Genomic DNA, 23,366 nt, shown 5'->3' on the forward strand with positions numbered 1-23,366 from the left:
GATGCTCGCCCGCCGGCGCAATCTTTTCACCATCGCGCCTGGCGCGCCGTTTCTGCAGACGTTTGTTTCGGCCCTGCTCGACGGCGAGATTGTTCCCGCCCTCTCGCGCGACACGCCGGCGCTGACGATGGCGCGCGCCACGATCTATGTGCCGACCCAGCGCGCGGCGCGGGCGCTGGCGGCCGAATTCGCGCAAGCGCTGGATCGGCGCGCGACGCTGCTGCCGCGCATCCTGCCGCTCGGCGCTCTGGAGGAGCGCGAGAACGCCGCTCTGTTCGCCGGAGACTTTGACGTCGAGACGGATGCGTCCCTCGCCGCGCCGATCGAAGAGCTGGAGCGACGCCTGCTGCTGTCGCAGCTCGTTCTGCAATGGGCGGAAGCGATTGGGCGCGCGCTCATCTCGGTCGATACAAGCGGCGCGCCCAATCTGCATGAGAGCGAACCGCTTCTCGTCGCATCGACGCCGTCGGCCGCCTATGCGCTCGCCGCCGAGCTCGGCGCCCTCATCGACGAATTGCACATCGAAGATGTTTCGATCGACAGGTTCGATACTTTGAGCGACGACGCCTACAGCGATTTCTGGGCGATCACGACGAAATTTCTGCAGATCGCCTTGCGCGAATGGCCGCAAATTCTCGCCGACCGCGGGCGGATCGACGCCAGCGCCTATCAGAAGCGCCTCGTTGAAGCGCAGCTCGCGGAGCTCGCCCGCACGCCGCCGACCGCGCCGGTGATCGCGCTCGGCTCCACCGGCGCGCAGCCGACGACCTCGCGGCTGCTCGCCGCCATCGCCGGACTCGAAAATGGCGCCGTGGTCCTGCCGGGCCTCGATCAGATCATGAGCGCGGACGTCTGGGCGAGCGTGGGTTGGACGGATCAAAGCCGAGAGCCGACCTTTACCCATCCGCAGATGATGTTGAAGCGCTTGCTCGCCGCCATGGGCGCGGCGCGCGACGAGCCGCGCGAACTCGCGCGCTTGACCCCAACGCTCACCGCGCGCCGCGCGTTTGTTTCGCAAGCGATGGCGCCTGCCGACGCGACGTCGGCATGGCGCGACTATCAGGCTGCGCAGAGCGGCGGCTTCGCACAGGCGCTCGACGGCGTCATCGCGCTGGAAGCGCCGGACGAGCGGCTCGAAGCTTTGACGCTTGCGCTCTTCATGCGCGAGGCGCTGGAGGCGCCCGGCCGAACGGCGGCGCTCGTCACGCCGGACCGGCTCGTCGCGCGGCGCGTCGCCGCCGAGTTGCGACGCTTCGACATTGAGATCGACGATTCGGGCGGCATGCCGCTCGCTAGAACCTCCATCGGCGCGCTGGCGCGGCTCGTCGCAACGATCGGATCGGATCGCGCCGGCGCCGTGAACGTCGCCGCGCTGCTCGCCCATCCGCTGACCGGGCTCGGACTTTCGCGCGCGCACGTCGCATCGCTCGCGCCGCTCGTCGAGATCGGGGTGCTGCGGACATTCGCGCAGCCGGACGGCGGCTGGGCGGCGCGTGTGCGGCCGGCGCGCGAATTGGCGCGCGCGCCGCACGCGCATCCAGCGGCGCGCCGCATCAGCGATGACGACTGGCGCGCGATCGAAGACGCGCTTGCGCGTATCGACGCGGCTTTCTCGCCCTTCGCCGCGCTGACGCCAACGGCGTCGCTATCGGACCGCGCGCGCGCGCACAGCGGCGCGCTTGAAGCCGTGATCGCCGGCGCCGACGACGCTGATGAAGAGGGCGCGTCGGCGCTGTTCGAACTCCTCGATCGGCTCGCGCATGCTGAGGCGCCGGCAGGCTTTGACGCACAAAACTACGCGGCGCTTTTCGACCGCGTCGCCGCCGAGACGATGCTGCGCGGCCCAAGACGCGCCCATCCACGCTTGAAGATCCTGGGTCCTTTGGAGGCGCGGCTCATCGAGGCCGACCTCGTTCTGCTCGCCGGACTGGACGAAGGCGTATGGCCGCCGCAGACGGACACCGGCGCCTTTCTCAACCGCTCGATGCGCGCCCAGCTCGGTCTGATGGCGCCGGAGCGGCGCATCGGCCAAAGCGCGCATGACTTCATCATGGCTTTGGGCGCGGAGCGCGTCGTGCTGAGCCGCGCGATCAAGCGTAATGGCGCGCCAACCGTTCCTTCCCGCTTCATCGCGCGCCTCTCAGCGCTTGCCGGCGACGCGTTCGACGACTGCAGGAAGCGTGGCGACGCGATGCTCGCGATCGCCGCCGCGCTTGATCGCCCAGAAACGACGATTGCGATCGAACGGCCGCAGCCGCGCCCACCCGCGGCGCTGCGGCCGCGCCGCTTGAGCGTCACCCGCGTCGAGCGCCTGCGGCGCGACCCTTACGCAATTTTCGCCGAATATATTCTCAAACTCACGCCCCTGCCGCCGATCGGCGCGGAAGCCGGCGCGCGCGAAATCGGCGTCGCGATCCATGAAGCGCTTGCGGCGTTCGTCGCGCGCCATCCGCGCGGCGCGCTTCCTTCTGGCGCCCGCGACGTTCTCCGCGATCTCGCGCGCGAGAAACTCGATGGCTTCAAGGCCGATCCCGCTTTCGTGAGTTTCCAATGGCCGCGCATCGAAGCGGGGCTCGATCATGCGTTCAGCTTCGAACAGGAGCGACGCGCTTTGGACGGCGACATCCATGTCGAAACGCGCGGCGAGCTCGCGCTCGCGCTCACCGACGGAACGATTTTTCGCCTGACGGCGATCGCCGACCGCATCGAGGTGGATCGAGAGGGCCACGCTTATGTCTTCGACTACAAGACGGGCGCGCCGCCGTCTAAAAAGCAGGTTAAGGCCGGCTGGTCGCCACAGCTGACCTTGGAGGCGGCGATGATCGAGGCCGGCGCTTTCGAAAAAATCGGCCCACGGCCAGTTTCCGGCGCCGCCTATATTGGCTTGCGAAAGGGCGGCGAGACTCACTGGCTCAAATGGACAGATGCGCGCTTCGCCGACGTCGTCGCGGCGCATCGCGCGCAGCTCGAAGAGCTGCTGTCGCAGTTTTCCAGTGAATCGACGCCCTATGCGTCGCGGCCGCATCCGGCTTTTATGAGCGATATCGGTGACTATGACCATCTGGCGCGCGTCAAGGAATGGATGCGCGGCGGCGGAGAGACGACATGAGCGAGCGTCCCGTTGGCGCCCTGACGGTCCGGCGCCAGCAAACGGCGTCAGATCCGTTCACGTCCGCCTGGGTTTCGGCGCATGCCGGCTCCGGCAAAACTCATGTGCTCGCGCAGCGCGTTTTGAGGCTGCTGCTTGCCGGCGCGCGGCCGTCGCAGATTCTCTGCCTCACTTATACGAAGGCGGCCGCCGCCAATATGGGTTCGCGGGTCTTTGACGCGCTCGCGCGCTGGGCGACGCTCGACGATGCGGCGCTGGCCAATGAAATCGCTCAGATGGGCGCAACGGTCGAGTCGCGCATCGATCTTGACTTCGCGCGGCGGCTTTTCGCGCGCGCCGTCGAGACGCCTGGCGGCCTCAAGATCCAGACGATCCACGCCTTCTGCGAAAAGCTGCTGCATATCTTTCCTTTCGAAGCCAATGTTCCGGCGTCCTTCCGCGTCGTCGACGATCTGGAGCGCGCCGAGCTGATGGACGCAGCGCGGCGGCGCGCGCTCGAGGCCGCCACGCGAGACAATGGATCGCTGCGAAAAGCGCTGGAGCTTGTCGCCCGCGAGACGACGGCTGCGGGATTCGACGCGCTCTGCGAAGAATTGCTGCATCACCGTCAAGAGATCGCGCGCATGCGCGAGCAGGACGATTATGAGGCGCGTGTCTTTGCCGCGCTTGGTTTGACGACAGATGAAACGCTGGCGCGAATCGACGCGGCGATGATCGAGGACGGCGAGCCGCCATCCGCGTGGCCGGCGCTCGCCAAAATGCTGCGCGATGGTTCGATCAATGACGGCAAACTCGCCGATTCACTTGACTCCGCAGCCGCTCTTGCCCCGCATCCAGACTGTATCGAAAGCTATCTCGCGGCCTTTTTCACTAAGGACGGCGATCCGCGCGGCCTGGGAAAAACAAAAATCATCACCGGCCCGCTCGCCAAGCGCGAACCGCAGCTCCTCGCGCGCATGGAGGCCGAGCGCGACAGGCTCATTGCGCTCGTCGAAACGCGCAAGGCCGCGGCCGCGGCTGAACGCTCGCTGGCGTTGCATGTTCTCGGCGACGCCATTCTTGGCGAATATGAGCATGCCAAAAGACGTCGGGGACTACTCGACTATGACGATTTGATCGAGGGCGCGCGCCGCCTGCTTCATCGTTCGAGCCCATCCTGGGTGCTCTATAAGCTCGACGCGCAGATTGACCACATCCTGCTCGATGAGGCGCAGGATACGAGTTCGGCGCAGTGGGACATATTGGCGGCGATCGCTGACGAATTTTGTGCAGGCGCCAGCGCGCGCGAAGCCAAGGGCGGTCCGCCGCGCAGTTTTTTTGCGGTCGGCGACGAGAAGCAATCGATCTTTTCCTTTCAAGGCGCGGCGCCGGAAAGATTCGACGCGATGCGGCGCGAGTTTGGCCGAAGATTCAAAGGCGTCGAACGCCGTTTCGAAGAGGTGAGGCTCACGCAATCTTTCCGCTCTTCGCCCGGCGTGCTGCAAGCGGTCGACGACGTTTTCGCGATTGAAGAGAATCGCCTCGGCTTCTGCGGCGATCCGCAGGAGCCGGCGCCAAGGCACGAGGCGTGGAAATCCGACGTCGCCGCTCTCGTCGAAATCTGGGAGCCAATCGGCGCGGAAAAAGCGCAGGACCCGAGCGATTGGCGCCTGCCGCTCGACTATATCGACGCGAGCGACCCCAATGAGCGTCTCGCGGAAAAACTGGCGCGCAAGGTCAGGGCGCTGCTTGCGCCTCAGAACGGCGAATGCGTCGAAGATGGCGGCGCGCTGCGTCCCGTCGAGGCTGGCGATATATTGGTTCTCGTGCGCAAGCGGGGTCCGCTCTTCGAGGCGATCATTCGCGCTTTGAAAAACGAACATGTTCCCGTCGCCGGCGCCGACCGGCTCAATCTCGCCGACCATATCGCCGTCCACGATCTCATCGCGCTTGGACGCGCCGCGCTGTTGCCGCAAGACGATCTGACGCTGGCGAGCGTCCTGAAGTCGCCGTTCTTCGGCTTCGACGACGACGATCTCATCGCGCTCGCGCCAGGCCGTCGCGCGTCACTGATCGAAGCGCTTGAGCAGTCGGGAGACGCGCGCTGTCGGGAGGCCGCGGCGCGGCTGTGGCGCTTGCGACGCGATGCGGCGGCTCTGGCGCCGTTCGATTTTTACAGCAGCGTTCTTGGCCCTGACGGCGGACGCGCGCAGCTCATGGCGAGACTGGGCGGCGAAGCCGAGGACGCGATCGACGAATTCTTAAAGCTCGCCGCGAGTTTCGAGCGCGAACAGCCGCCGTCGCTCACAGCCTTTCTGGCGATGGCCGAGTCGCTCGATCTTTCGATCAAGCGCGACATGGAAGCGGCCGGCGGCGCCGTGCGGGTGATGACCGCTCATGCGGCGAAGGGTCTGGAGGCGAAGATCGTTTTTCTGCCCGACACCTGCGGCGCGTCCGCCGGCAAGCACGATCCGAAGCTCTACGCGCTCGGCGAGGCTGACGAAGCGGCTCTCCTCTGGTCGATCGGCAAGGACAGCGACTCGATCGCCCTCCAGCGGGCGCGCGAGGCGCATCGGCGCGGCGAGCGCGAGGAAAGCCAGCGGCTGCTCTATGTCGCGCTGACGCGCGCGGAGGAGCGGCTTTACATTTGCGGCGCTCATGGCGTCAACGGTCGCGCCGACGGCTGCTGGTACGACGCCATACGCGACGCGCTCGAATCAAGCTGCGAGACTTTGCCCGATCCGCTCGATGCGACATCGACGATTTTGCGCCGCGGCGCGGTTCCGCCGCGCTTCGATCTTTCGAGAAAAGCGCCGCCGGCCGCCGCCGTGGGCATTCCGGCCTTCGCCAAGACCAAAGCGTGGCCTGAAGCTACGCCGACGCCGCCGCTGCGTCCCTCGAGCGCGCTCGCAGGCGCGGACCTCATCGCCAATGGCGCGGACGGCGTGGCGGCGCGCCGAGGCGAAGCGGAACGTCTGCTGAACGGCCGACTGGTCCATGCGTTGCTGCAGCATCTGCCGGCCTGCGCGACGGAACATCGGCAAAGCGCCGCCCGGCGCTTCCTTGCGGCGCGCGGCGGCTTTCTGGACGAGGACAGGCGAGAGGCGCTGGCGCAGTCGGCGCTGGCGATCCTCGCCGACCCGCGTCTTGCGCCGCTCTTTGGCCCAGACTCGACTCCTGAGGTCGACATCGTCGCGACGCTCGAAAACGGCGCCGTCATCGCGGGCCGCATCGACCGGCTCGCCGAAACGGCGACCGAGGCGCTCATCGCCGAATTCAAGACAGGACGGCCGCGCGCCAAGCTCGAAGACGCGCATTTGCGCCAGCTCGCGCTCTATCGCGCCGCGGTCGCGCCGCTCTTTCCCGGCAAGCGGCTGCGCTGCTTTCTGATCTATACGCAGAACGCCAGCGTGCTTGAAGCCGATGAGTCGGCGCTGGCCGATGCGCTCGAATGCGCGCTGATGCAAGACGGGGCGGCGTCAGGCGCGTCGGGCGTTCGAGGTTAAGACGACTCGTCGGGTCCGACGCGACGTCTCCAGAATTCCAGAAACAGCGGGCTGAGCGCCATAACGATGGGGCCGAGGACGATGCCCGAAGCGCCGAACAATTGAAGGCCGCCGAGCATCGCGATGAAAGCGGGAACGGTGTGCAGCCGCATGCTGTCGCCGATGAGCAGCGGCCGAACCAGATTGTCGATGCTGGAAATCACCACGCCGCCCCATAGCCCAAGAATCATGGCTTCAACCCAACGGTCCTCGATCAAAAGGTAAATCGTCGCTGGGATCCAAATGAGGAAAGAGCCGAGCGCCGGCACGATCGACACAAGCCCCATGATCAACCCCCACAGCACCGGCGAATTGAAATCCAGCACCCAGAACATCAATCCGCCAAGCAGGCCTTGCAGCGCCGCCACCGCCAGCGTGCCAAAGAGGATTGCATGGATCGTATCGCGCACGCGCAGGATGATCTTGCCTGTTTCGATGTTCGAGAAGGGCGACAATCGCGTGAGCGTCTGCAGCGCCACGGCTCTGTCGCGCAGGAAAAAGAAGAGGAGGTAGAAGGCGAGAAGAGTGGTGATGATTTGACCCGTAGACGCGCGCAGAAAGTTCGTGGCGACATTGGTGAAGAAGGCGCCCAGCTGCGAGAACGTCGCTTGCAGATCGAATCTGCGTGCGATCCAGCTTTGGAAGCCGCCGAGCCAAGGATGGGCGTCGAGCATCGTTTGCCAGTCGCCTTGCTGCACCGCTTTCTGAACGTAGTCGACGCCAGCGGCGGCCTCGCTGACGAGCCGTTCAATCATCAGCAGCAGGGGGCCAACGATGACGAGCCCGACGATCAGCATGGAGACGCCGGCCGCAAATGAGGGCGGCAGGAAGCGCTCCAGCAGGCGATGCGGACCAATGAACACAACCGCGAGCACAAGCGCCCAGGTCAGCGCCGGCAGAAATGGCGCAGAGATCAGAATCGCCGCCGAAATAAACGCAAGCGTGACGGCAAGCCTGGCGAGAACAAAAATGTCTATTGAAAGGTTCTGATCCTGTTCGACGAGCGCCGCCGCTTCCAGCTCCTCGTTCATGTCCGCCTCTGTCGCTGCATTCAGCCTATAGACAGGGCGGGACGCGGGCTCGGCAAGGAGTGCGAGCGCACTCGCTCCGGGCGGCTTCGAGAAGCCGCCCGGTGAATGTCCTATTCTCCGCCGTTTGCGGCGGCGGATTCGCGTTCGGCCTTTTCCTTGGCCTCGAGGTCTTCGCCGGTCTCCTGGTCGACGACGCGCATCGAGAGGCGGACCTTGCCGCGGTCATCGAAGCCGAGGAGTTTGACCTTCACGCGGTCGCCTTCCTTCACGACGTCGGTCGTCTTGTTCACGCGCTGCTTGGAGAGCTGCGAGATGTGAACGAGCCCGTCCTTGGCGCCGAAGAAGTTGACGAAGGCGCCAAAGTCCGCGGTTTTCACCACCGTGCCCTCGTAGATCAAGCCGACCTCGGGATCAGAGGCGATGGACTTGATCCAGTTGATCGCCGCCTTGATCGAATTGCCGTCGGCGGAGGCGACCTTCACCGTGCCGTCGTCCTCGATATTGATCTTGGCGCCGGTCTTCTCGACGATCTCGCGAATGACCTTGCCGCCGGTGCCGATCACGTCGCGGATCTTGTCGGTCGGAATCTTCAACGTCTCGATGCGCGGCGCGAATTCGCCAAGCTCGGCGCGCGAAGCCGTGATCGCCTTCGCCATCTCGCCGAGGATATGCAGGCGGCCGTCGCGCGCCTGAGCGAGCGCGACCTTCATGATTTCCTCGGTGATGCCGGCGATCTTGATGTCCATCTGCAGCGAGGTGACGCCGTTCGACGTGCCCGCCACCTTGAAGTCCATGTCGCCGAGATGGTCCTCGTCGCCCAGAATATCCGAGAGCACGGCGAAACGTTCGCCTTCGAGGATGAGGCCCATGGCGATGCCGGCCGTCGGCGCCTTCAGCGGCACGCCCGCGTCCATCAACGCGAGCGACGTGCCGCAGACAGTGGCCATCGACGAGGAGCCGTTCGATTCGGTGATCTCGGAAACGACGCGCAGCGTGTAGGGGAACTCCGCGGGGGCCGGCAGCATCGGCCGGATGGCGCGCCAGGCGAGCTTGCCATGGCCGATCTCGCGTCGGCCGGGCGAACCCATACGGCCGGTCTCGCCGACCGAATAGGGCGGGAAGTTATAATGGAGCAGGAAGCGCTCCTTATAGGTGCCTTCGAGCGAGTCGACATATTGTTCGTCCTCGCCCGTGCCCAAGGTGGCGACGACCAGCGCCTGTGTTTCGCCGCGCGTAAACAGCGCCGAGCCATGCGTGCGCGGCAGAACGCCGACTTCGGAGACGATCGGGCGCACGGTCTTCACGTCGCGCCCGTCAATGCGCACGCCGGTGTCGAGAATGTTCCAGCGCACGACCTTTGCCTGCAGCGCCTTGAAGACTTCGCCGACCTGCTCCTTGGTGAATTTCGCCTCGCCGCCTTCGGGAAAGAGCGCGGCGACGACCTTCGCCTTCACCGCATCGACGGCGGCGTAGCGCTCCTGCTTGACAGTGTGCTTATAGGCTTCGCGCAGCTCGGCTTCGGCGAGCTGGGCGACGGCGCTCGCGACATCCGTTGTGTCGGGAACAATGAGGTCGCGGGGGTCCTTGGCGGCGCGCTCGGCGAGGCGGATGATCGCGTCGATTACCGGCTGAAAGCCGCGATGACCGGTCATCACGGCCTCGAGCATCGTCTCTTCTGACAGCTCTTTCGCTTCCGACTCGACCATCAGCACGGCGTCCTGCGTGCCGGCGACGAAGAGATCGAGTTCGGAAAGCTTCATTTCCTCGATCGTCGGATTGAGTTTCAGCGCGCCATTGACCAAGCCGACGCGCGCGCCGCCGATGGGCCCCATGAAGGGCACCCCGGAGAGCGTCAGCGCCGCCGAGACCGCGACCATGGCGAGAACGTCGGGATCGTTTTCCAGATCATGCGACAGCACGGTGACGACCACCTGCGTCTCGTTGCGATAGCCGTCGGGAAACAGCGGGCGGATCGGCCGGTCGATGAGTCGCGAGAGCAGCGTCTCGCGCTCCGACGGGCGCCCCTCGCGCTTGAAATAGCCGCCGGGAATGCGGCCCGCCGCGAAGGCTTTTTCCTGATAATTGACAGTGAGCGGGAAGAAGTCCAGGCCGGGCTTGGCCGTCTTGGCGGAAACCACTGTCGCGAGCACGGTCGTCTCGCCCCAACTCGCCATCACGGCGCCGTCGGCCTGCCGGGCGACCTTGCCGGTCTCGAGCACGAGCTTACGCCCGGCCCAATCGAGTTCTTCGCGGTGAATCTGGAACATGCTGGTCTTTCTCTGATGAACCTGCGGTTCGTCATGAGCAAGACGGCGAGAAGCTGCGGCAGCGGTGTTTCGTAAAGCGTCGACGCAGCGTCCGGCGATCCTGCCATGACTTTACGCGTTAGTCGTGGCGAGCGTCCCTCTGGACGCCCATCTTGGGAAAGCGGCGCATCGTCGCGCCGCTTTCGCTCAGCTGGTTAGCGGCGGATGCCGAGCCGCTCGATCAGGCTCTTGTAGCGCGGTTCGTCCCGCACCTTCACATAGTCGAGGAGCTGGCGGCGCTGGGAAACGAGCTTCAGGAGCCCGCGACGCGAGTGATTGTCTTTCGCATGGGTCTTGAAGTGTTCGGTCAGATTGGTGATTCGTTCGGTGAGAATCGCCACCTGCACCTCGGGCGAGCCCGTGTCGTTCGCCTTGGTGGAATATTCCTTGATGAGCGACTGCTTGCGCTCCGCCGTGATCGACATCGGATTGTCCTTGTTTTTCTGGGGTGATCCGCGCTCCGCGGCCAAGGCCGGGATGTCGTCCAGCAGGGTCGCGCGAAAACGGAGCCGCCCCGGCGGACCGGGGCGTGCCGAGGCGTTATAGCAGAAATGCAGGAGATGGATAGGGGCTTACGCCTTCTCCAGCGCCTTCAGGCGCTGCCCCAGCCTGTTGATTTCCGCTTCCGCACGGACAAGCTCGCCGAGATCGTAAATCACACAGCAATTATGAAATCGTCCTTTCGATCTGGGACATTCTCTTCTTCAGCACAACGCCGTGAGTCCTACGCCCCTTTGTCGGGCTGGAGCATCTGGGCGTCGCCGCGCAACATGCGGGTGATGAAGGCGCGCGCCGCGGGCTTGTCGCTTCTTGAGGTCAGTCCCGACAGCAGTCCAAACCCGCCGCCAAGCGCCACGCCAGCAAGCGCGCAGAGCGCATAGATTTCGATGCGATTGGGCGATCCCGCCGCGGCCAAGGCGCTGAAGAGGCCCACCGCGCCGCCGCAGAGCGCGACGAGCGCTTCGCGATCGCCCGCGCGCGGCCAAAACGCCAGGACAAGCGACGGCGCGAGGCAGGCCGCGGACACGGCGAGCGCCGCCGCGACGAGCGCGCCGGGCGTGAAGACGCCGGTGACGGCGGTCACGTAAGCCAGAGTCGATACGATCACGAGCGTGACGCGATTAACAGCGAGACGCCGGCTCGTCAGGTCGATCTCGCCGCGCAGCCGGTAGAGCGCGTCATGGCCGAAGGCTGTCGCGCAGGCTTGCAGGCCCGCCGTGGCGAGCGCCAGGCCGATGGCGACAAGCGCTGAGGCGATGAGCCCCGAAGACGCCGCGCCGAGCTCCGCCGTCTGCGGCAGCGCGCCGAGCAGGACGTCGCCGTCGATCGGGCGAATCTCCGCCGCCGCGAGCGGCGCGCCGGGCGCGTATCCCTTCGCCGCGCAGGCGCGCTGAGCCTCCGACGGCCCGCGCACGTAATAGCCGCAGACGCTGACAAGTCCGCGCTCGCTCGCCTGATAGATGGCTTGCGGCAGGCGTTCGGGCGGCTGTCCCGCCGTGGCGCGGGCGAGCGACAGCGCCGAAGCGGCGATCGCCGCCGCCGCCAGCAAGGCGATGACGACGGCCCAGAAAAGGGCGGCGACCCCGGCGCGCCGTGCGCTTCGTCCGTCCCCGGTCGCCACCGAGGCCGCGAGCACCGGCGCGAGCGTCGCGATCCCCAGCGCCACGGCGAGCGTCGTGGCGAATTTGACCGGGATCCCCATGGGCGCTGGCGTCACCCCCCAGCTCTCCAGCAGTTTCGCAGCCTCCGTGGAGGCGGCGCCGCCAAAAATCAGCCCGTTCGGCAGCGCGTCATGGAGGCTGAGCGCGGCGATGGGCCAGCCGAAGCCCAGCGTCGCCACGCCAGCGGCCGCCGCCGCCGCCCACATGACGCCTGAAAGTCCGCCCGGACCGGCGATGATCAGGCTCGCCGCGGCGATCAGAAACGCCGCGAAGCCCCGGTTGGCGCCGGTGAGCTCAACAAGCGCGTTCACCGCGATCAGGCCGCCGGCGGCGGCAAGCAGCGTCGAAGACAACGCCACCGCGCCGATGAAGCCGACGCGCGTCGCGGCGCTTGTAAAACGTGCGCAAAGAAGTTCGGAAATCGAAAAAACGCCAGTTTTACGCAGCAGCGGGCCGACATAAAGGCCCGCCGCGGCGAGACCGATGAAGACGCCGGCGACGGCGCCTAGAGCCCAGCCGCCTCCCGCAAGCCGCGCCCCGAAAGGCAGCATCAGGGCGATCACGACCGCGGCGTTGGCGAAGCCGGCGTAGGCGGCGGGCAGTCCGCGGCCGGCGGTGTAATAGACCGACGCGCGCATCGAATGCAGAAGGAAGCCGAGCGTGGCGAGGCCGAGGATGGTGAAATAGGGCGGCGCCGCGCCGACAAAGCGCTCCGGCGCGCCGACGCGGTCGAGAAGCGCCGCAAAGGCGTAAGCCAGGAGAAAGCTCGCGGCCACGAAGGCGATTCGCGCGTCAAGATTGGCTCTTTCGAGCGCCGCCTGCTCGGTCGACCGATCGCTCATCCTGGCCCTCGCTCAAACATAAAACGCTGCGACTCTAGATGAGGACGTCTCGCCGGCCAAGATGGCGCGCGTCTCCGGCGCTAACCGATCGAGGCCGCATAGGTCAGGACGTAGCGGCTCATTCTCTCTTTGAGACCGCCGAAGGCCATGCCCATGCGGTTATAGCCGATCGCGGCCGGAATCGCCGCGGCGAGCCCATAGGCCGTCGCGGCGAGCGCATCCGCGATGCCGGGGGCGACGACCGCAAGACTCGTGTCTTGAGTCTGCGCGATGCCCGAGAAGCTCGACATAATGCCCCAAACCGTGCCGAACAGGCCGACAAAGGGACCCGCCGAAGCGACGATGGCCAGAACCGGGAGCCCGCCTTCGGCGTCGAGCATGAATTCGTGCGCGGCGCGGTTCATCTGCTGCAGGATTCGTTCGCGCTTTTGGTGAATGGATTCGTTGGGCAATTCAGCTTGCGACGCTTCGCGCGCGGCTTCGGCGATCGGCCAAAGGACGCCAATGTCGCCGCCGGCGCGCACGCGATCCAGCGCCTTGGAAAGACGCCGCAGAACAAAGACGCCGTCGATGATGAGCACCCAGGTCCAGACCGCCGCAGCGAGAAGCAGCGCCATGACCAGTTTACTGACAGGTCCGGCATAAATGAACATGCCGAGGGGCGACATGGGCGCAAGTGACATGGGCGCAAGCGACATGGGTGCAAGCGACATGGGCGCAAAATCCATTGCAACGCTCTCCTGAGCTGGTGGCGTTAAGCTTATTGAAACGTGATTCCCTGCCGCGCGAACACGGCTCCGCAGCTGCTTGGCCCACGCGACGAGGCGACGATGCGCCGCGCCAGCGCCGCATGCGCGGGGCTTCCGCCAGACGCGGAAATGCTTGAGATGCCGCCGCCGGAATTCACATAGAAGGTGACGACGACTGATCCCGGTCCGAGACTCGTCGCAGCCGGCGTATGGCCGCGGATGGACGCCGCGATCTGAGCTAGACAGGTCGCCTGGGCGCCGCCCGAACCATCGCCGCCCCCTCCGGGCAATCCGTAGCGACCGGCGACCCGCGCTCTGCCCACGCCTTGGCCTGTTCCGCCGGGGAGCCCATAGCGCCGACCGGTCTGGTCGGCGCGGCGGCCGTCGTTTACGGCCGCCACTCGTCGCGCCCGGGTTTTTTGTTCGGCTTGCTTGGACTTCTCGTTCTTGGGCTTCTCGACCTTTTGCTTTTTTTCCGCCTTCTCTTTTCTCTCTGGCGCCTGAATCTCGTCGGGCTCCATGATCAGCGGGGGCGGCGGTTCATCGGCGATCAGCTCGTCCATCCCTTCGTCGGTGAGCGAAGCTTCTTCGAGCGGCAGCGGGTCTTCCAGCGAATCTCCTTCGGGCGCGGGGTCGCCCGCCTCCAGAGACACGCCTTCCGGAATGAGGTCTGCGCCGATGCCGCCCAGATCGACGATCGGCGTTTGCGGCCAATAAATCCCTGAGGCGAAGAAGGCCAAGAATATCCCGACGACCGCAGCGGTCGAGGCAGGATGCAGCCAACGGGGTCTGAGCGGCGGGCGGACTTCCGTCCGCGCGCCGGTAATCGCACTCGTCGTAATCTTGTTCACGGTGAAGCGCTCCGCCGCCGACGCGCCTTAAATGATTTGCACCATACGTCTGTTGAAGCTTAGCGCTCGACGGGGTCGCGAGGCGATGCGGCTTTGTGTAACACCCACGCTTCCTCTGGAAATATTGCCGTCATGCGAATCGACACGCGGCTGCCGATGGCCGATAAGCCGGCATGGCCGCTCCTCCAGAGTCATCAACGCCCGCCGCCGCGGGCGGCGTCTCCACCGCCCTCGTCACCGAGGACGAGGCGGGGATGCGTCTCGACCGCTGGTTCAAGCGACGTTATCCCGGGCTCGCTTTGTCCCATCTCGCTAAAATCTGCCGCAAGGGCGAGGTGCGGGTCGACGGCAAGCGGGTCGAAACCTCGACGCGGCTCGAAGAAGGCCAAAAGATTCGGGTGCCGCCTTTGAAGATCGAGGCGCCCGCGGCGCCGGCGGTGAAGCGCGCCGACCCCAAGGACGCGCTGGCGCTGGCCGACATGACGCTCTTCGAGGACAAGGACGTCCTCGTTCTCAACAAGCCCTATGGGCTGGCGACGCAGGGCGGCTCAGGCCAGACGCGCCATATTGACGGGATGCTGGAATCGCTCGCCAAGGGCGATACGCGGCCCGTGCTCGTGCATCGACTCGACCGCGACACGTCGGGCGTGCTGCTCGTCGCCAAGAACCGGCGGATGGCCGCCGACCTCGGCGAGATTTTCCGCTCCCGGCAGGCCAAGAAGATCTATTGGGCGCTTGTCGAAGGCGTGCCGAAGCCGGCGCAGGGCCGGATCTCGCTTTATCTCGCGAAAGGCGCCGGCATGGAAAAATCCAGAGGCGGCGCAAGAGACCTCGAGAAAATGCGCGTCGCCAAACATGGCGAGGCCGAGGCGCAGCATTCGCTGACCTATTACGCGATCGTCGACAAGGTTGCGCCGCGCTGCGCCTGGCTGTCGATGAAGCCGCTCACCGGACGCACGCATCAGTTGCGCGCCCATGCCGAGGCGATCGGCCATCCGATCTTCGGCGACCCCAAATATGGCCATCGCGCCGAGGATGAGGTCCGCCGTCGCGACCCTCTGCGCGCCGTGCCGGAGGAGCTCGAACGCAAGCTCCACCTCCTCGCCCGCCGGCTCGTCCTGCCGCATCCAAGGGGCGGAACTCTGGACGTGACCGCGCCGCTGCCCGATCATATGCAACGGAGCTGGGACCTTTTCGGCTTCGACGTGAAGCGTCATGACCCGATCGCGGACGCGCCGGACGCGTAAGGGGCCGGGAAAAGCCCGGCCATGACGGGGTGGCGGCGTTTCCATAGGCGCCTCTTGGCAAGGATGACAAATGTCAAAGGAGCCGACCGGCCTCGACGCCGATTTTTTCGTCTCCCCGGAGGAGCGCGATCCGGTAAAGGCCGCGCGCGAGCCGGCGCGCCCCTTACCCAGGCGCTTCTATAAGGAGGCGGTCGCGGCGCCCGCCGAGGGCGGCTACGGGATTTTCCTTGACGGTCGGCCGGTCAACACGCCGGCACGGCGTCCGCTGGTCGCGCCGTCACAGCCGCTGGCGGGAGCGATCGCCGCCGAATGGGCGAAGCAGGGCGAGACGATCAATCCGGCGACGATGCCGCTCACCAAGCTGATGAACACGGCGCTTGACGGCGTGGCGGCGCAAATGGCCGAGGTCGAAGCCGATGTCGCCAAATATGCCGCCTCCGACCTCATCTGCTACCGCGCCGGCCAGCCGGAGAGCCTCGCGGCTGCTCAGTCGGCGGCCTGGGACCCGCTCGTCGCCTTCGCGCGCGACACGCTCGGCGCCAAGCTCGCGCTCGCCGAAGGCGTCATGTTCATCGAACAGCCGCAGGAGGCGCTCGACGCGTTTGCGCGCGCCGTGCGCGATTATGTGGGGGAGGGCGCCGGCGCGCCGCTCAGGCTCGCGGCGCTGCACGTCATGACGACGCTCACAGGATCCGCGGTCCTTGCGCTTGCAGCAGCAAGACACGAAATAGACGCGGGCAAGGCCTGGGAGGCGGCCAATGTCGATGAAGACTGGCAGATGCGCGCCTGGGGCGAAGACGCCGAAGCCATCGCCCGGCGGTCCGCGCGCTTTCAGGAGTTCGCGGCGGCGGCGACGGTTGCGCGCCATTCCACTCCTGACTGACCGACGCGCAATATAGAGGCCCCTGGTCAAAAGGCTGCGGCCAATTTGCCGACGGCGCGCTTCCTCTCTTGCTTTGCACAATGGCCTTTGTTACGGAACGCGCGGCCTGGAGTCGTTCTAAGGAATAACGCCAAGGAAACGCTCCCGCGACCGGCCCTCGCCCCGCCGAAGTCGGACCAGACTCATGCCGCTGCTCGAACAATATCTGCCGCTGGTGATTTTCATCGCCCTTTCGGCCGTGATTGCCGGCGCATTGCTCGTTGCGCCCTTCCTGCTCGCGTTCAAGGCGCCGGACCCCGAAAAACTCTCCGCCTATGAATGCGGCTTCAATCCCTTCAATGACGCGCGCATGAAATTCGACGTGCGTTTCTATCTCGTCTCTCTGCTTTTCATCGTCTTCGATCTTGAAGTGGCCTTTCTCTTTCCCTGGGCGGTGGCCTTCAAGGAAGCGGGCGCCTTCGGCTTCTGGTCGATGATGGCCTTCCTTGGCGTGCTCACCGTCGGCTTCGTCTACGAGTGGCGCAAGGGAGCTCTGGAATGGGACTGATCGAGAAGGAAGGCGCGCGCCAGACTCTGATCGCGCCGCAGCCCAAGGGACTGATCGATCCGCGCACCGGCAAGCCTGTCGGCTCGGACGACCCGTTCTTTCTGCATCTCAACGACGAACTCGCCGACAAGGGGTTTTTCGTCACCGCCACGGACGACGTCATCAATTGGGCGCGCACCGGCTCGCTGATGTGGATGACCTTTGGCCTCGCCTGCTGCGCCGTCGAGATGATCCAGGCGGCGATGCCGCGCTATGATCTGGAGCGCTTCGGTTTTGCGCCGCGCGCAAGCCCGCGCCAGTCCGACTGCATCATCATCGCCGGCACCCTGACGAACAAAATGGCGCCGGCGATGCGCAAGGTCTACGACCAGATGCCGGAGCCGCGTTACGTGATCTCGATGGGCTCCTGCGCCAATGGCGGCGGCTACTATCACTATTCCTATTCGGTGGTGCGCGGCTGCGATCGCATCATTCCGGTCGACATCTACGTGCCGGGATGCCCGCCTTCGGCGGAGGCGCTCGTCTACGGCATGCTGCTGTTGCAGAAGAAAATCCGGCGCACGGGCACGATCGAGCGCTAACGACGCGAAATTGAGGAGTTGTCCGCCCTCGTCCTACGAGACGCCCGCTTGCGCGGTCTCCTCAGGATGAGGTCGGGTCAAGCAATTCCCTCATTCCTGAGGAGGCGGCGCAGTCGCCGTCTCGAAGGACGGGGGGATAGCGGCAGGCCAAGGAATTTAGAATGTCGGCTGAGTTGGAAGCTCTCGGCGCAAAAATCAGCGGCGCCTTGCCCGGCGCGGTGACGGAGGTGAAGGTCGCTTATGGCGAACTTACGCTGACCGTCGTGCGCGACCGCTGGCTCGAGGTCGCCGCCCATCTGCGCGACAGCCCCGACTGCCTCTTCGTGTGCTTCATCGACGTGACGGCGGCGGATTACCCGCAGCGGGCCGAGCGCTTCGAGGTCGTCGCGCATCTGCTCTCGCCCAAATACAACCGCCGTATCCGCATCAAGACGCCGGCGTCGGAAGAAACGCCTGTCGCCTCGCTCGTCACGCTCTATCCCGGCGCGGACTGGTTCGAGCGCGAGACTTACGATCTCTTCGGCGTGATCTTTTCCGGCCATCCCGATCTGCGCCGCATCATGACCGACTACGGCTTCGACGGTCATCCGCTGCGCAAGGACTTCCCGATGACGGGCTTCGTCGAGGTGCGCTACGACGACGAGCAGAAGCGCGTCGTCTATGAGCCGGTGCGGCTCAGCCAGGAATACCGCAACTTCGATTTCCTCTCGCCGTGGGAGGGCGTGCACTACGACCTTCCCGGCGACGAGAAGGCGAGCAAGTGAGCGCGTCGAGATGAACGATCAAACCCCCGCGCCAACGAAGCCCGAATCGCAAGGGCTACGTAACTTCAACATAAACTTTGGACCGCAGCATCCGGCGGCGCATGGCGTGCTGCGCCTGATTCTCGAGCTTGACGGCGAGGTCGTCGAGCGCGTCGACCCGCATGTGGGCTTCCTGCATCGCGGCACCGAGAAGCTGATGGAGTCGCGCACCTATCTGCAGAACGTGCCCTATTTCGATCGGCTCGATTATTGCGCGCCGATGAATCAAGAGCACGCCTTCTGTCTCGCCATCGAGCGCCTGCTCGGCGTCGAGGTTCCGCGCCGCGGCCAGCTCATTCGCGTGCTTTACGCTGAAATCGGCCGACTCTTGTCGCATTTGCTCAACGTCACCGCTCAGGCGATGGACGTCGGCGCGCTCACCCCGCCGCTGTGGGGCTATGAAGAGCGCGAGAAGCTGATGGTGTTCTACGAGCGCGCCTCGGGCGCGCGCATGCACGCCAATTATTTCCGGCCCGGCGGCGTCGCGCGCGATCTGCCCGACCAGCTCGTCGAGGATATCGGCGCCTTTTGCGATCCGTTCCTCAAGGTCGTCGAAGACCTCGATGAACTCTTCATCGGCAACCGCATCTTCAAGCAGCGCAACGTCGACATCGGCGTCATTTCTCTCGAAGACGCCTGGAAATGGGGCTTCTCGGGGGTGATGGTGCGCGGCTCGGGCGCCGCCTGGGATCTGCGCAAGGCGCAGCCTTACGAATGCTACGAGGAAATGGAGTTCGACATTCCGGTCGGCAAGCATGGCGATTGCTATGACCGCGCTGTGATCCGCATGGAGGAGATGCGGCAGTCGACCTCGATCATGAAACAATGCGTCGAGAAGCTCATGCGCGCCGAAAACCGCGGCCCGGTGATGGCGCCCAATCACAAGATCACGCCGCCCTCGCGCGGCGAGATGAAGCGCTCGATGGAAGCCCTGATCCATCATTTCAAGCTCTTCACCGAAGGCTTCCACGTGCCGCAGGGCGAGGTCTACGCCGCGGTCGAAGCGCCAAAGGGCGAATTCGGCGTCTATCTCGTGTCTGACGGCGGCGACAAGCCCTACCGCTGCAAGATTCGCGCGCCGGGCTTCGCGCATCTGTCCGCCATGGATTTTCTCTGCAAGAACCACATGCTCGCCGACGTCTCGGCGATTCTGGGTTCGCTCGACATCGTGTTCGGGGAGGTCGATCGCTAATGTCCGTCCGTCGTCTCGCCGAAAAACAAACAGAGAGCTTCGAATTCACGCCCGAAAACAAGGCGTGGCTCGAGAAGCAGATCGCCAAATATCCCGATGGCCGCCAGGCCTCGATGGTCGTGCCGGCGCTGTGGCAGGCGCAAAAGCAGCATGACAATTGGTTGTCGCAGGCGGCGATCGAAAAAGTCGCGGACGCGCTCGGCATGGCGAAGATCCGCGTGCTCGAGATCGCAACCTTCTATTCGATGTTCAATCTAGAGCCCGTCGGCAAATATTTCATCCAGCTTTGCGGCACGACGCCGTGCCTGCTCGCCGGCTCGGATGAAATCATTGACGTGCTGCATCGCCGGGTCGGCCCTCAGCGGCGCGTGACCGACGACGGACTGTTTTCCTGGCTCGAGGTCGAGTGCCTCGGCGCGTGCTGCAACGCGCCGATGGTGCAGATCAACGACGACTATTACGAGGATCTGACGGCCGAGAATTTCGAGAAGCTTCTCGACAATCTCGCCGCGGGTCGTCCGGTGAAGACCGGCTCGCAGATCGGCCGCGTCTCTTCGGAGCCGGTTGGCAAGCTGACGAGCCTGACCTCGCTTTACGGCGACGGCGCGAAGTAGCGGAGGGAAGAGAAAAAACCATGCTTTCCGACGCAGATCGTATCTTCACCAATCTTTATGGCCTGGGCGACAGATCGCTTGCCGGCGCGCGAAAGCGTGGCCAGTGGGACAACACCAAGGCGCTTTTGGACAAAGGGCGCGACTCGATCATCAATGAGATCAAGGCGTCGGGTCTGCGCGGGCGCGGCGGCGCCGGTTTTTCGACGGGCCTCAAATGGTCCTTCATGCCCAAGGAAATCGATCCCAAGCGGCCGCATTATCTCGTCATCAACGCAGACGAGTCGGAGCCCGGCACGTGCAAGGATCGCGAGATCATGCGCAACGATCCGCATACGCTGATCGAAGGCGCGCTCATCGCGAGCTTCGCCATGGGCGCGCATGCCTGTTACATATACATTCGCGGCGAGTTCATCGCCGAGCGCATCGCGCTCCAGAAAGCCGTTGACGAAGCCTATGAAGCGCGGCTGATCGGCAAGAACAACGTCCACGGCTATCCGTTCGATCTCTACGTCCATCATGGCGCAGGCGCTTATATTTGCGGCGAGGAGACCGCGCTGCTTGAAAGCCTTGAGGGCAAGAAGGGCATGCCGCGCTTAAAGCCGCCGTTCCCGGCCAATGTCGGCCTCTATGGCTGCCCGACGACGGTGAATAACGTCGAGTCGATCGCCGTCGCGCCGACCATCCTGCGCCGCGGCGCCGCCTGGTTCGCCGGCATCGGCAGGCCCAACAACGCCGGCACCAAGCTCTTTTCGATTTCCGGCCACGTCAATCGGCCGTGCAATGTCGAAGAGGCGATGTCGATCTCGTTCCGCGAATTGATCGAGACCCATTGCGGGGGCGTGCGCGGCGGCTGGGACAATCTGCTCGCGGTCATCCCCGGCGGCTCATCGGTGCGCTGCGTGCCGTCGAGGGAGATCGTCGATTGCCCGATGGATTTCGACAGTCTCGTGGCGCTGAAATCGGGCCTCGGCACGGCGGCGGTGATCGTGATGGACAAGTCCACCGACATCATCCGCGCCATCGCGCGCCTCTCTTACTTCTACAAGCACGAGAGCTGTGGCCAGTGCACGCCGTGCCGCGAGGGCACCGGCTGGATGTGGCGCGTCGTGCAGCGCATGGTCGAAGGCCGCGCGCACAAGAAAGAAATCGACATGCTGTTCGATGTGTCAAAGCAGATCGAAGGCCACACGATCTGCGCGCTCGGCGACGCCGCGGCCTGGCCCATCCAGGGGCTCATCATCCATTTCCGCGACGTGATCGAACATCGCATCGATCAATATGCGGCCAATCCGCATCCCGATCCGATCCGCGTGGCGGCCGAGTGATGATCGAACTCATCGAGACTTCGGAGAGAGCGAAGTGACCAAGATTCTCGTCGATGGCGTCGAAGTGGACGTGCCGGGAGAGTTCACGCTGCTGCAGGCCTGCGAGCAGGCCGGCGCCGAGATTCCGCGCTTTTGCTATCACGAACGCCTGTCGATCGCCGGCAACTGCCGCATGTGCCTCGTCGAGGTGAAGGGCGGGCCGCCGAAGCCGCAGGCCTCTTGCGCCATGTCGGTGAAGGATTTGCGCCCCGGTCCGAACGGCGCGCCGCCGGAAGTCCTCACCAAATCGCCGATGGTGAAAAAGGCGCGCGAAGGGGTGATGGAGTTCCTGCTCATCAACCATCCGCTCGACTGTCCGATCTGCGATCAGGGCGGCGAATGCGATCTGCAGGATCAGGCGCTGGTCTTTGGCGTCGACAGCTCGCGTTTTCATGAAAACAAGCGCGCGGTCGAGGACAAATATATCGGCGTCCTGGTCAAGACCGAGATGAACCGCTGCATCCATTGCACGCGTTGCGTCCGCTTCACGGCGGAGGTTGCCGGCACGGGAGACATGGGCGCGATCGGCCGCGGCGAAGATATGGAGATCACCACCTATCTCGAAAGCGCGATGACCTCCGAACTGCAGGGCAATGTCGCGGATCTCTGTCCGGTCGGCGCGCTGCTGCCCAAGCCGCAAAGCTTCCGTGGCCGTCCCTGGGAATATCAGAAGACCGAGACGATCGACGTGATGGACGCGCTTGGCTCGGCGATCCGCGTCGACTCGCGCGGCCGTGAAGTCATGCGCATTCTGCCGCGCATCGACGACCTCGTGAACGAGGAGTGGATTTCCGACAAGGCGCGCCAGATCGTCGACGGTCTGAAGACCCAGCGACTTGATCGTCCCTATATTCGCGAGAATGGCCGATTGCGTCCGGCCTCCTGGCAGGAGGCGCTCGCCGCCGTCGCCACGAAAACCAAGGCGACTTCCGGGTCGCGCATCGGCGCGCTTGTCGGCGATCTCGCCGCGGTCGAAGAGACCTTCGCGCTAAAGCTTCTCGCCGAGCAGCTTGGAACGCCTAACCTCGATTGCCGCCAGGACGGCGCCAAACTCGATCCGAAATTCGGCCGGGCCTCTTATCTCTTCAATGCGACGGTCGCGGGGATCGAACAGGCGGGCGCCGCGCTCATCATCGGCGCCAATCCGCGCAAGGAAGCGCCTGTTCTCAACGCGCGACTCCGCAAGCGCTGGCTCAGAGGCGACTTCAAGATCTCGCTTGTCGGCGAGCGGGCCGATCTCACCTACGACTACGAATATCTCGGGGCCGGGCCGGAATCGCTTCTGCAGTTCATCCGCTCGGCAAAGCCGGCTGAAAAGCTGCTCGTCATCGTCGGGCAGGGCGCGCTGGCGCGCGACGACGGCGAGGCGGCGCTCACGCTCGCCGCTCAGGCCGCGCAAAGGCTCGGCGGTCTCAGCGACGGCTGGAACGGCTTCTCGGTCCTGCATACGGCGGCCGCGCGCGTCGGCGCGCTCGATCTCGGCTTCACCCCAAGCGCCGGTGGCTTGGATGCGCGCGCCATGGCGAAGGCCGGCGCGCTCAATCTCATCTTCAACCTCGGGGCTGACGAAATCGCGATCGAACCCGGCGCCTTTGTGGTTTACATCGGCACGCATGGCGACCGCGGCGCGCATCGCGCCGACGTGATCCTGCCCGGCGCCGCCTATACGGAAAAGTCCGGGCTTTACGTCAATACGGAAGGCCGCGTGCAGCGCGCCTTCCGCGTCGTCTTCCCGCCCGGAGAAGCGCGAGAAGATTGGGCGGTGCTGCGTGCGCTTTCCGGCGCGCTCGGCAATCCGCTGCCGTTCGACTCTCTTGCGGCCTTGCGCCGGCTGCTCATCGAGTCCCACCCGCACTTCGCGGAACTCGATGAGATTGCGCCGGGCGAATCCGCGCAGGTCGTCGCTCTCGCCAATCATCCCGCCGTGGCGATGAAGGATTCCTTCGCGCCGGCGATCCAAAACTTCTACTTCACAAATCCGATCGCCCGCGCCTCGGCGATCATGGCGGAATGTTCGGCGCTGGCGCAGGGCCGGCTTGCTCAGGCGGCGGAATAGGAGCTT

The 23,366-nt window shown here is 65.1% G+C and carries 17 protein-coding genes; 11 read left to right on the forward strand and 6 right to left on the reverse strand.

What is annotated here, in order from left to right; translation table 11 throughout:
• The first annotated feature begins 1 nt into the window (after position 1).
• Together addB and addA are read left to right on the forward strand one after the other, a co-directional pair.
• The gene (gene addB / locus ACR65W_RS21060; protein WP_434498096.1) at positions 2–3,109 is read left to right on the forward strand and encodes a double-strand break repair protein AddB; all 3,108 of its coding nucleotides are present in this window, start codon (positions 2–4) and stop codon (positions 3,107–3,109) included.
• Positions 3,106–6,594 carry a double-strand break repair helicase AddA gene (gene addA / locus ACR65W_RS21065; RefSeq protein ID WP_434498097.1) on the forward strand — a complete coding sequence of 1,163 codons (3,489 nt, stop codon included), beginning with the start codon at positions 3,106–3,108 and terminating at the stop codon, positions 6,592–6,594. The genes addB and addA overlap by 4 nt, the downstream gene beginning before the upstream one ends.
• On the opposite strand, the gene ACR65W_RS21070 is transcribed toward addA, so the two are convergent.
• The 6 genes from ACR65W_RS21070 to ACR65W_RS21095 all read right to left on the reverse strand — a co-directional run bounded on the left by ACR65W_RS21070 (position 6,591) and on the right by ACR65W_RS21095 (position 14,073).
• Complete coding sequence (locus ACR65W_RS21070; protein WP_434498098.1) at positions 6,591–7,664, reverse strand: AI-2E family transporter; 1,074 nt, start codon at positions 7,662–7,664, stop codon at positions 6,591–6,593. The genes addA and ACR65W_RS21070 overlap by 4 nt on opposite strands.
• 110 nt (positions 7,665–7,774) lie before the next feature.
• Complete coding sequence (gene pnp, locus ACR65W_RS21075) at positions 7,775–9,931, reverse strand: polyribonucleotide nucleotidyltransferase (protein WP_434498099.1); 2,157 nt, start codon at positions 9,929–9,931, stop codon at positions 7,775–7,777.
• A 194-nt stretch (positions 9,932–10,125) separates the two neighbouring features.
• The gene (gene rpsO, locus ACR65W_RS21080; protein ID WP_018406993.1) at positions 10,126–10,395 is read right to left on the reverse strand and encodes a 30S ribosomal protein S15; all 270 of its coding nucleotides are present in this window, start codon (positions 10,393–10,395) and stop codon (positions 10,126–10,128) included.
• A 299-nt stretch (positions 10,396–10,694) separates the two neighbouring features.
• Entirely contained in the window at positions 10,695–12,473 is a 1,779-nt protein-coding gene (locus tag ACR65W_RS21085) for a sodium:solute symporter (RefSeq protein ID WP_434498100.1), read from the reverse strand.
• Between the two features lie 80 nt (positions 12,474–12,553).
• A complete protein-coding gene (locus ACR65W_RS21090; RefSeq protein WP_434498105.1) occupies positions 12,554–13,156 on the reverse strand; it encodes a MotA/TolQ/ExbB proton channel family protein in 603 nt (200 codons plus the stop codon).
• Positions 13,157–13,233: 77 nt separating this feature from the next.
• Positions 13,234–14,073 carry a hypothetical protein gene (locus tag ACR65W_RS21095; protein ID WP_434498101.1) on the reverse strand — a complete coding sequence of 280 codons (840 nt, stop codon included), beginning with the start codon at positions 14,071–14,073 and terminating at the stop codon, positions 13,234–13,236.
• Between the two features lie 173 nt (positions 14,074–14,246).
• Here ACR65W_RS21095 and ACR65W_RS21100 point away from each other — a divergent pair, with 173 nt between their 5' ends.
• The 9 genes from ACR65W_RS21100 to nuoG all read left to right on the forward strand — a co-directional run bounded on the left by ACR65W_RS21100 (position 14,247) and on the right by nuoG (position 23,360).
• Positions 14,247–15,320 carry an RluA family pseudouridine synthase gene (locus tag ACR65W_RS21100; RefSeq protein WP_434498102.1) on the forward strand — a complete coding sequence of 358 codons (1,074 nt, stop codon included), beginning with the start codon at positions 14,247–14,249 and terminating at the stop codon, positions 15,318–15,320.
• Between the two features lie 70 nt (positions 15,321–15,390).
• Positions 15,391–16,203 (forward strand): ATP12 family chaperone protein, encoded by an 813-nt coding sequence (locus ACR65W_RS21105; RefSeq protein ID WP_434498103.1) that lies wholly within the window; start codon positions 15,391–15,393, stop codon positions 16,201–16,203.
• Positions 16,204–16,387: 184 nt separating this feature from the next.
• Positions 16,388–16,750 (forward strand): NADH-quinone oxidoreductase subunit A, encoded by a 363-nt coding sequence (locus ACR65W_RS21110; RefSeq protein ID WP_014891230.1) that lies wholly within the window; start codon positions 16,388–16,390, stop codon positions 16,748–16,750.
• Complete coding sequence (locus ACR65W_RS21115) at positions 16,741–17,331, forward strand: NuoB/complex I 20 kDa subunit family protein (RefSeq protein ID WP_014891229.1); 591 nt, start codon at positions 16,741–16,743, stop codon at positions 17,329–17,331. Before ACR65W_RS21110 ends, ACR65W_RS21115 begins: the two co-directional genes overlap by 10 nt.
• Before the next feature lie 161 nt (positions 17,332–17,492).
• The gene (locus ACR65W_RS21120) at positions 17,493–18,095 is read left to right on the forward strand and encodes an NADH-quinone oxidoreductase subunit C (protein WP_434500249.1); all 603 of its coding nucleotides are present in this window, start codon (positions 17,493–17,495) and stop codon (positions 18,093–18,095) included.
• Between the two features lie 10 nt (positions 18,096–18,105).
• On the forward strand, positions 18,106–19,326 hold the full coding sequence (locus tag ACR65W_RS21125; protein ID WP_434500250.1) for an NADH-quinone oxidoreductase subunit D: 1,221 nt from the start codon (positions 18,106–18,108) through the stop codon (positions 19,324–19,326).
• Positions 19,326–19,940: an NADH-quinone oxidoreductase subunit NuoE gene (gene nuoE, locus ACR65W_RS21130; protein ID WP_434500251.1), complete on the forward strand. Its 615-nt coding sequence runs from the start codon at positions 19,326–19,328 to the stop codon at positions 19,938–19,940. The genes ACR65W_RS21125 and nuoE overlap by 1 nt, the downstream gene beginning before the upstream one ends.
• A gap of 20 nt (positions 19,941–19,960) precedes the next feature.
• Positions 19,961–21,265, forward strand: coding sequence for an NADH-quinone oxidoreductase subunit NuoF (nuoF, locus tag ACR65W_RS21135; protein WP_434500252.1), 1,305 nt, complete (start codon positions 19,961–19,963; stop codon positions 21,263–21,265).
• A gap of 34 nt (positions 21,266–21,299) precedes the next feature.
• Positions 21,300–23,360, forward strand: a complete 2,061-nt coding sequence (gene nuoG / locus ACR65W_RS21140) for an NADH-quinone oxidoreductase subunit NuoG (protein ID WP_434500253.1) — start codon at positions 21,300–21,302, stop codon at positions 23,358–23,360.
• The last annotated feature ends 6 nt before the right edge of the window (positions 23,361–23,366 follow it).

This window comes from Methylocystis sp., assembly GCF_051062815.1.
GTDB lineage: Bacteria > Pseudomonadota > Alphaproteobacteria > Rhizobiales > Beijerinckiaceae > Methylocystis.

Excerpts from the sequence above, each read along its gene's own strand:
- ACR65W_RS21090 (WP_434498105.1), bottom strand. The coding sequence starts at position 13,156 with ATGTCACTTGCGCCCATGTCGCCCCTCGGCATGTTCATTTATGCCGGA.
- ACR65W_RS21085 (WP_434498100.1), bottom strand. The coding sequence starts at position 12,473 with ATGAGCGATCGGTCGACCGAGCAGGCGGCGCTCGAAAGAGCCAATCTT.
- ACR65W_RS21120 (WP_434500249.1), top strand. The coding sequence starts at position 17,493 with ATGTCGGCTGAGTTGGAAGCTCTCGGCGCAAAAATCAGCGGCGCCTTG.
- ACR65W_RS21070 (WP_434498098.1), bottom strand. The coding sequence starts at position 7,664 with ATGAACGAGGAGCTGGAAGCGGCGGCGCTCGTCGAACAGGATCAGAAC.
- ACR65W_RS21125 (WP_434500250.1), top strand. The coding sequence starts at position 18,106 with ATGAACGATCAAACCCCCGCGCCAACGAAGCCCGAATCGCAAGGGCTA.
- ACR65W_RS21100 (WP_434498102.1), top strand. The coding sequence starts at position 14,247 with ATGGCCGCTCCTCCAGAGTCATCAACGCCCGCCGCCGCGGGCGGCGTC.
- pnp (WP_434498099.1), bottom strand. The coding sequence starts at position 9,931 with ATGTTCCAGATTCACCGCGAAGAACTCGATTGGGCCGGGCGTAAGCTC.
- nuoF (WP_434500252.1), top strand. The coding sequence starts at position 19,961 with ATGCTTTCCGACGCAGATCGTATCTTCACCAATCTTTATGGCCTGGGC.
- rpsO (WP_018406993.1), bottom strand. The coding sequence starts at position 10,395 with ATGTCGATCACGGCGGAGCGCAAGCAGTCGCTCATCAAGGAATATTCC.
- addB (WP_434498096.1), top strand. The coding sequence starts at position 2 with ATGCTCGCCCGCCGGCGCAATCTTTTCACCATCGCGCCTGGCGCGCCG.
- nuoE (WP_434500251.1), top strand. The coding sequence starts at position 19,326 with ATGTCCGTCCGTCGTCTCGCCGAAAAACAAACAGAGAGCTTCGAATTC.
- ACR65W_RS21110 (WP_014891230.1), top strand. The coding sequence starts at position 16,388 with ATGCCGCTGCTCGAACAATATCTGCCGCTGGTGATTTTCATCGCCCTT.
- ACR65W_RS21115 (WP_014891229.1), top strand. The coding sequence starts at position 16,741 with ATGGGACTGATCGAGAAGGAAGGCGCGCGCCAGACTCTGATCGCGCCG.
- addA (WP_434498097.1), top strand. The coding sequence starts at position 3,106 with ATGAGCGAGCGTCCCGTTGGCGCCCTGACGGTCCGGCGCCAGCAAACG.
- ACR65W_RS21105 (WP_434498103.1), top strand. The coding sequence starts at position 15,391 with ATGTCAAAGGAGCCGACCGGCCTCGACGCCGATTTTTTCGTCTCCCCG.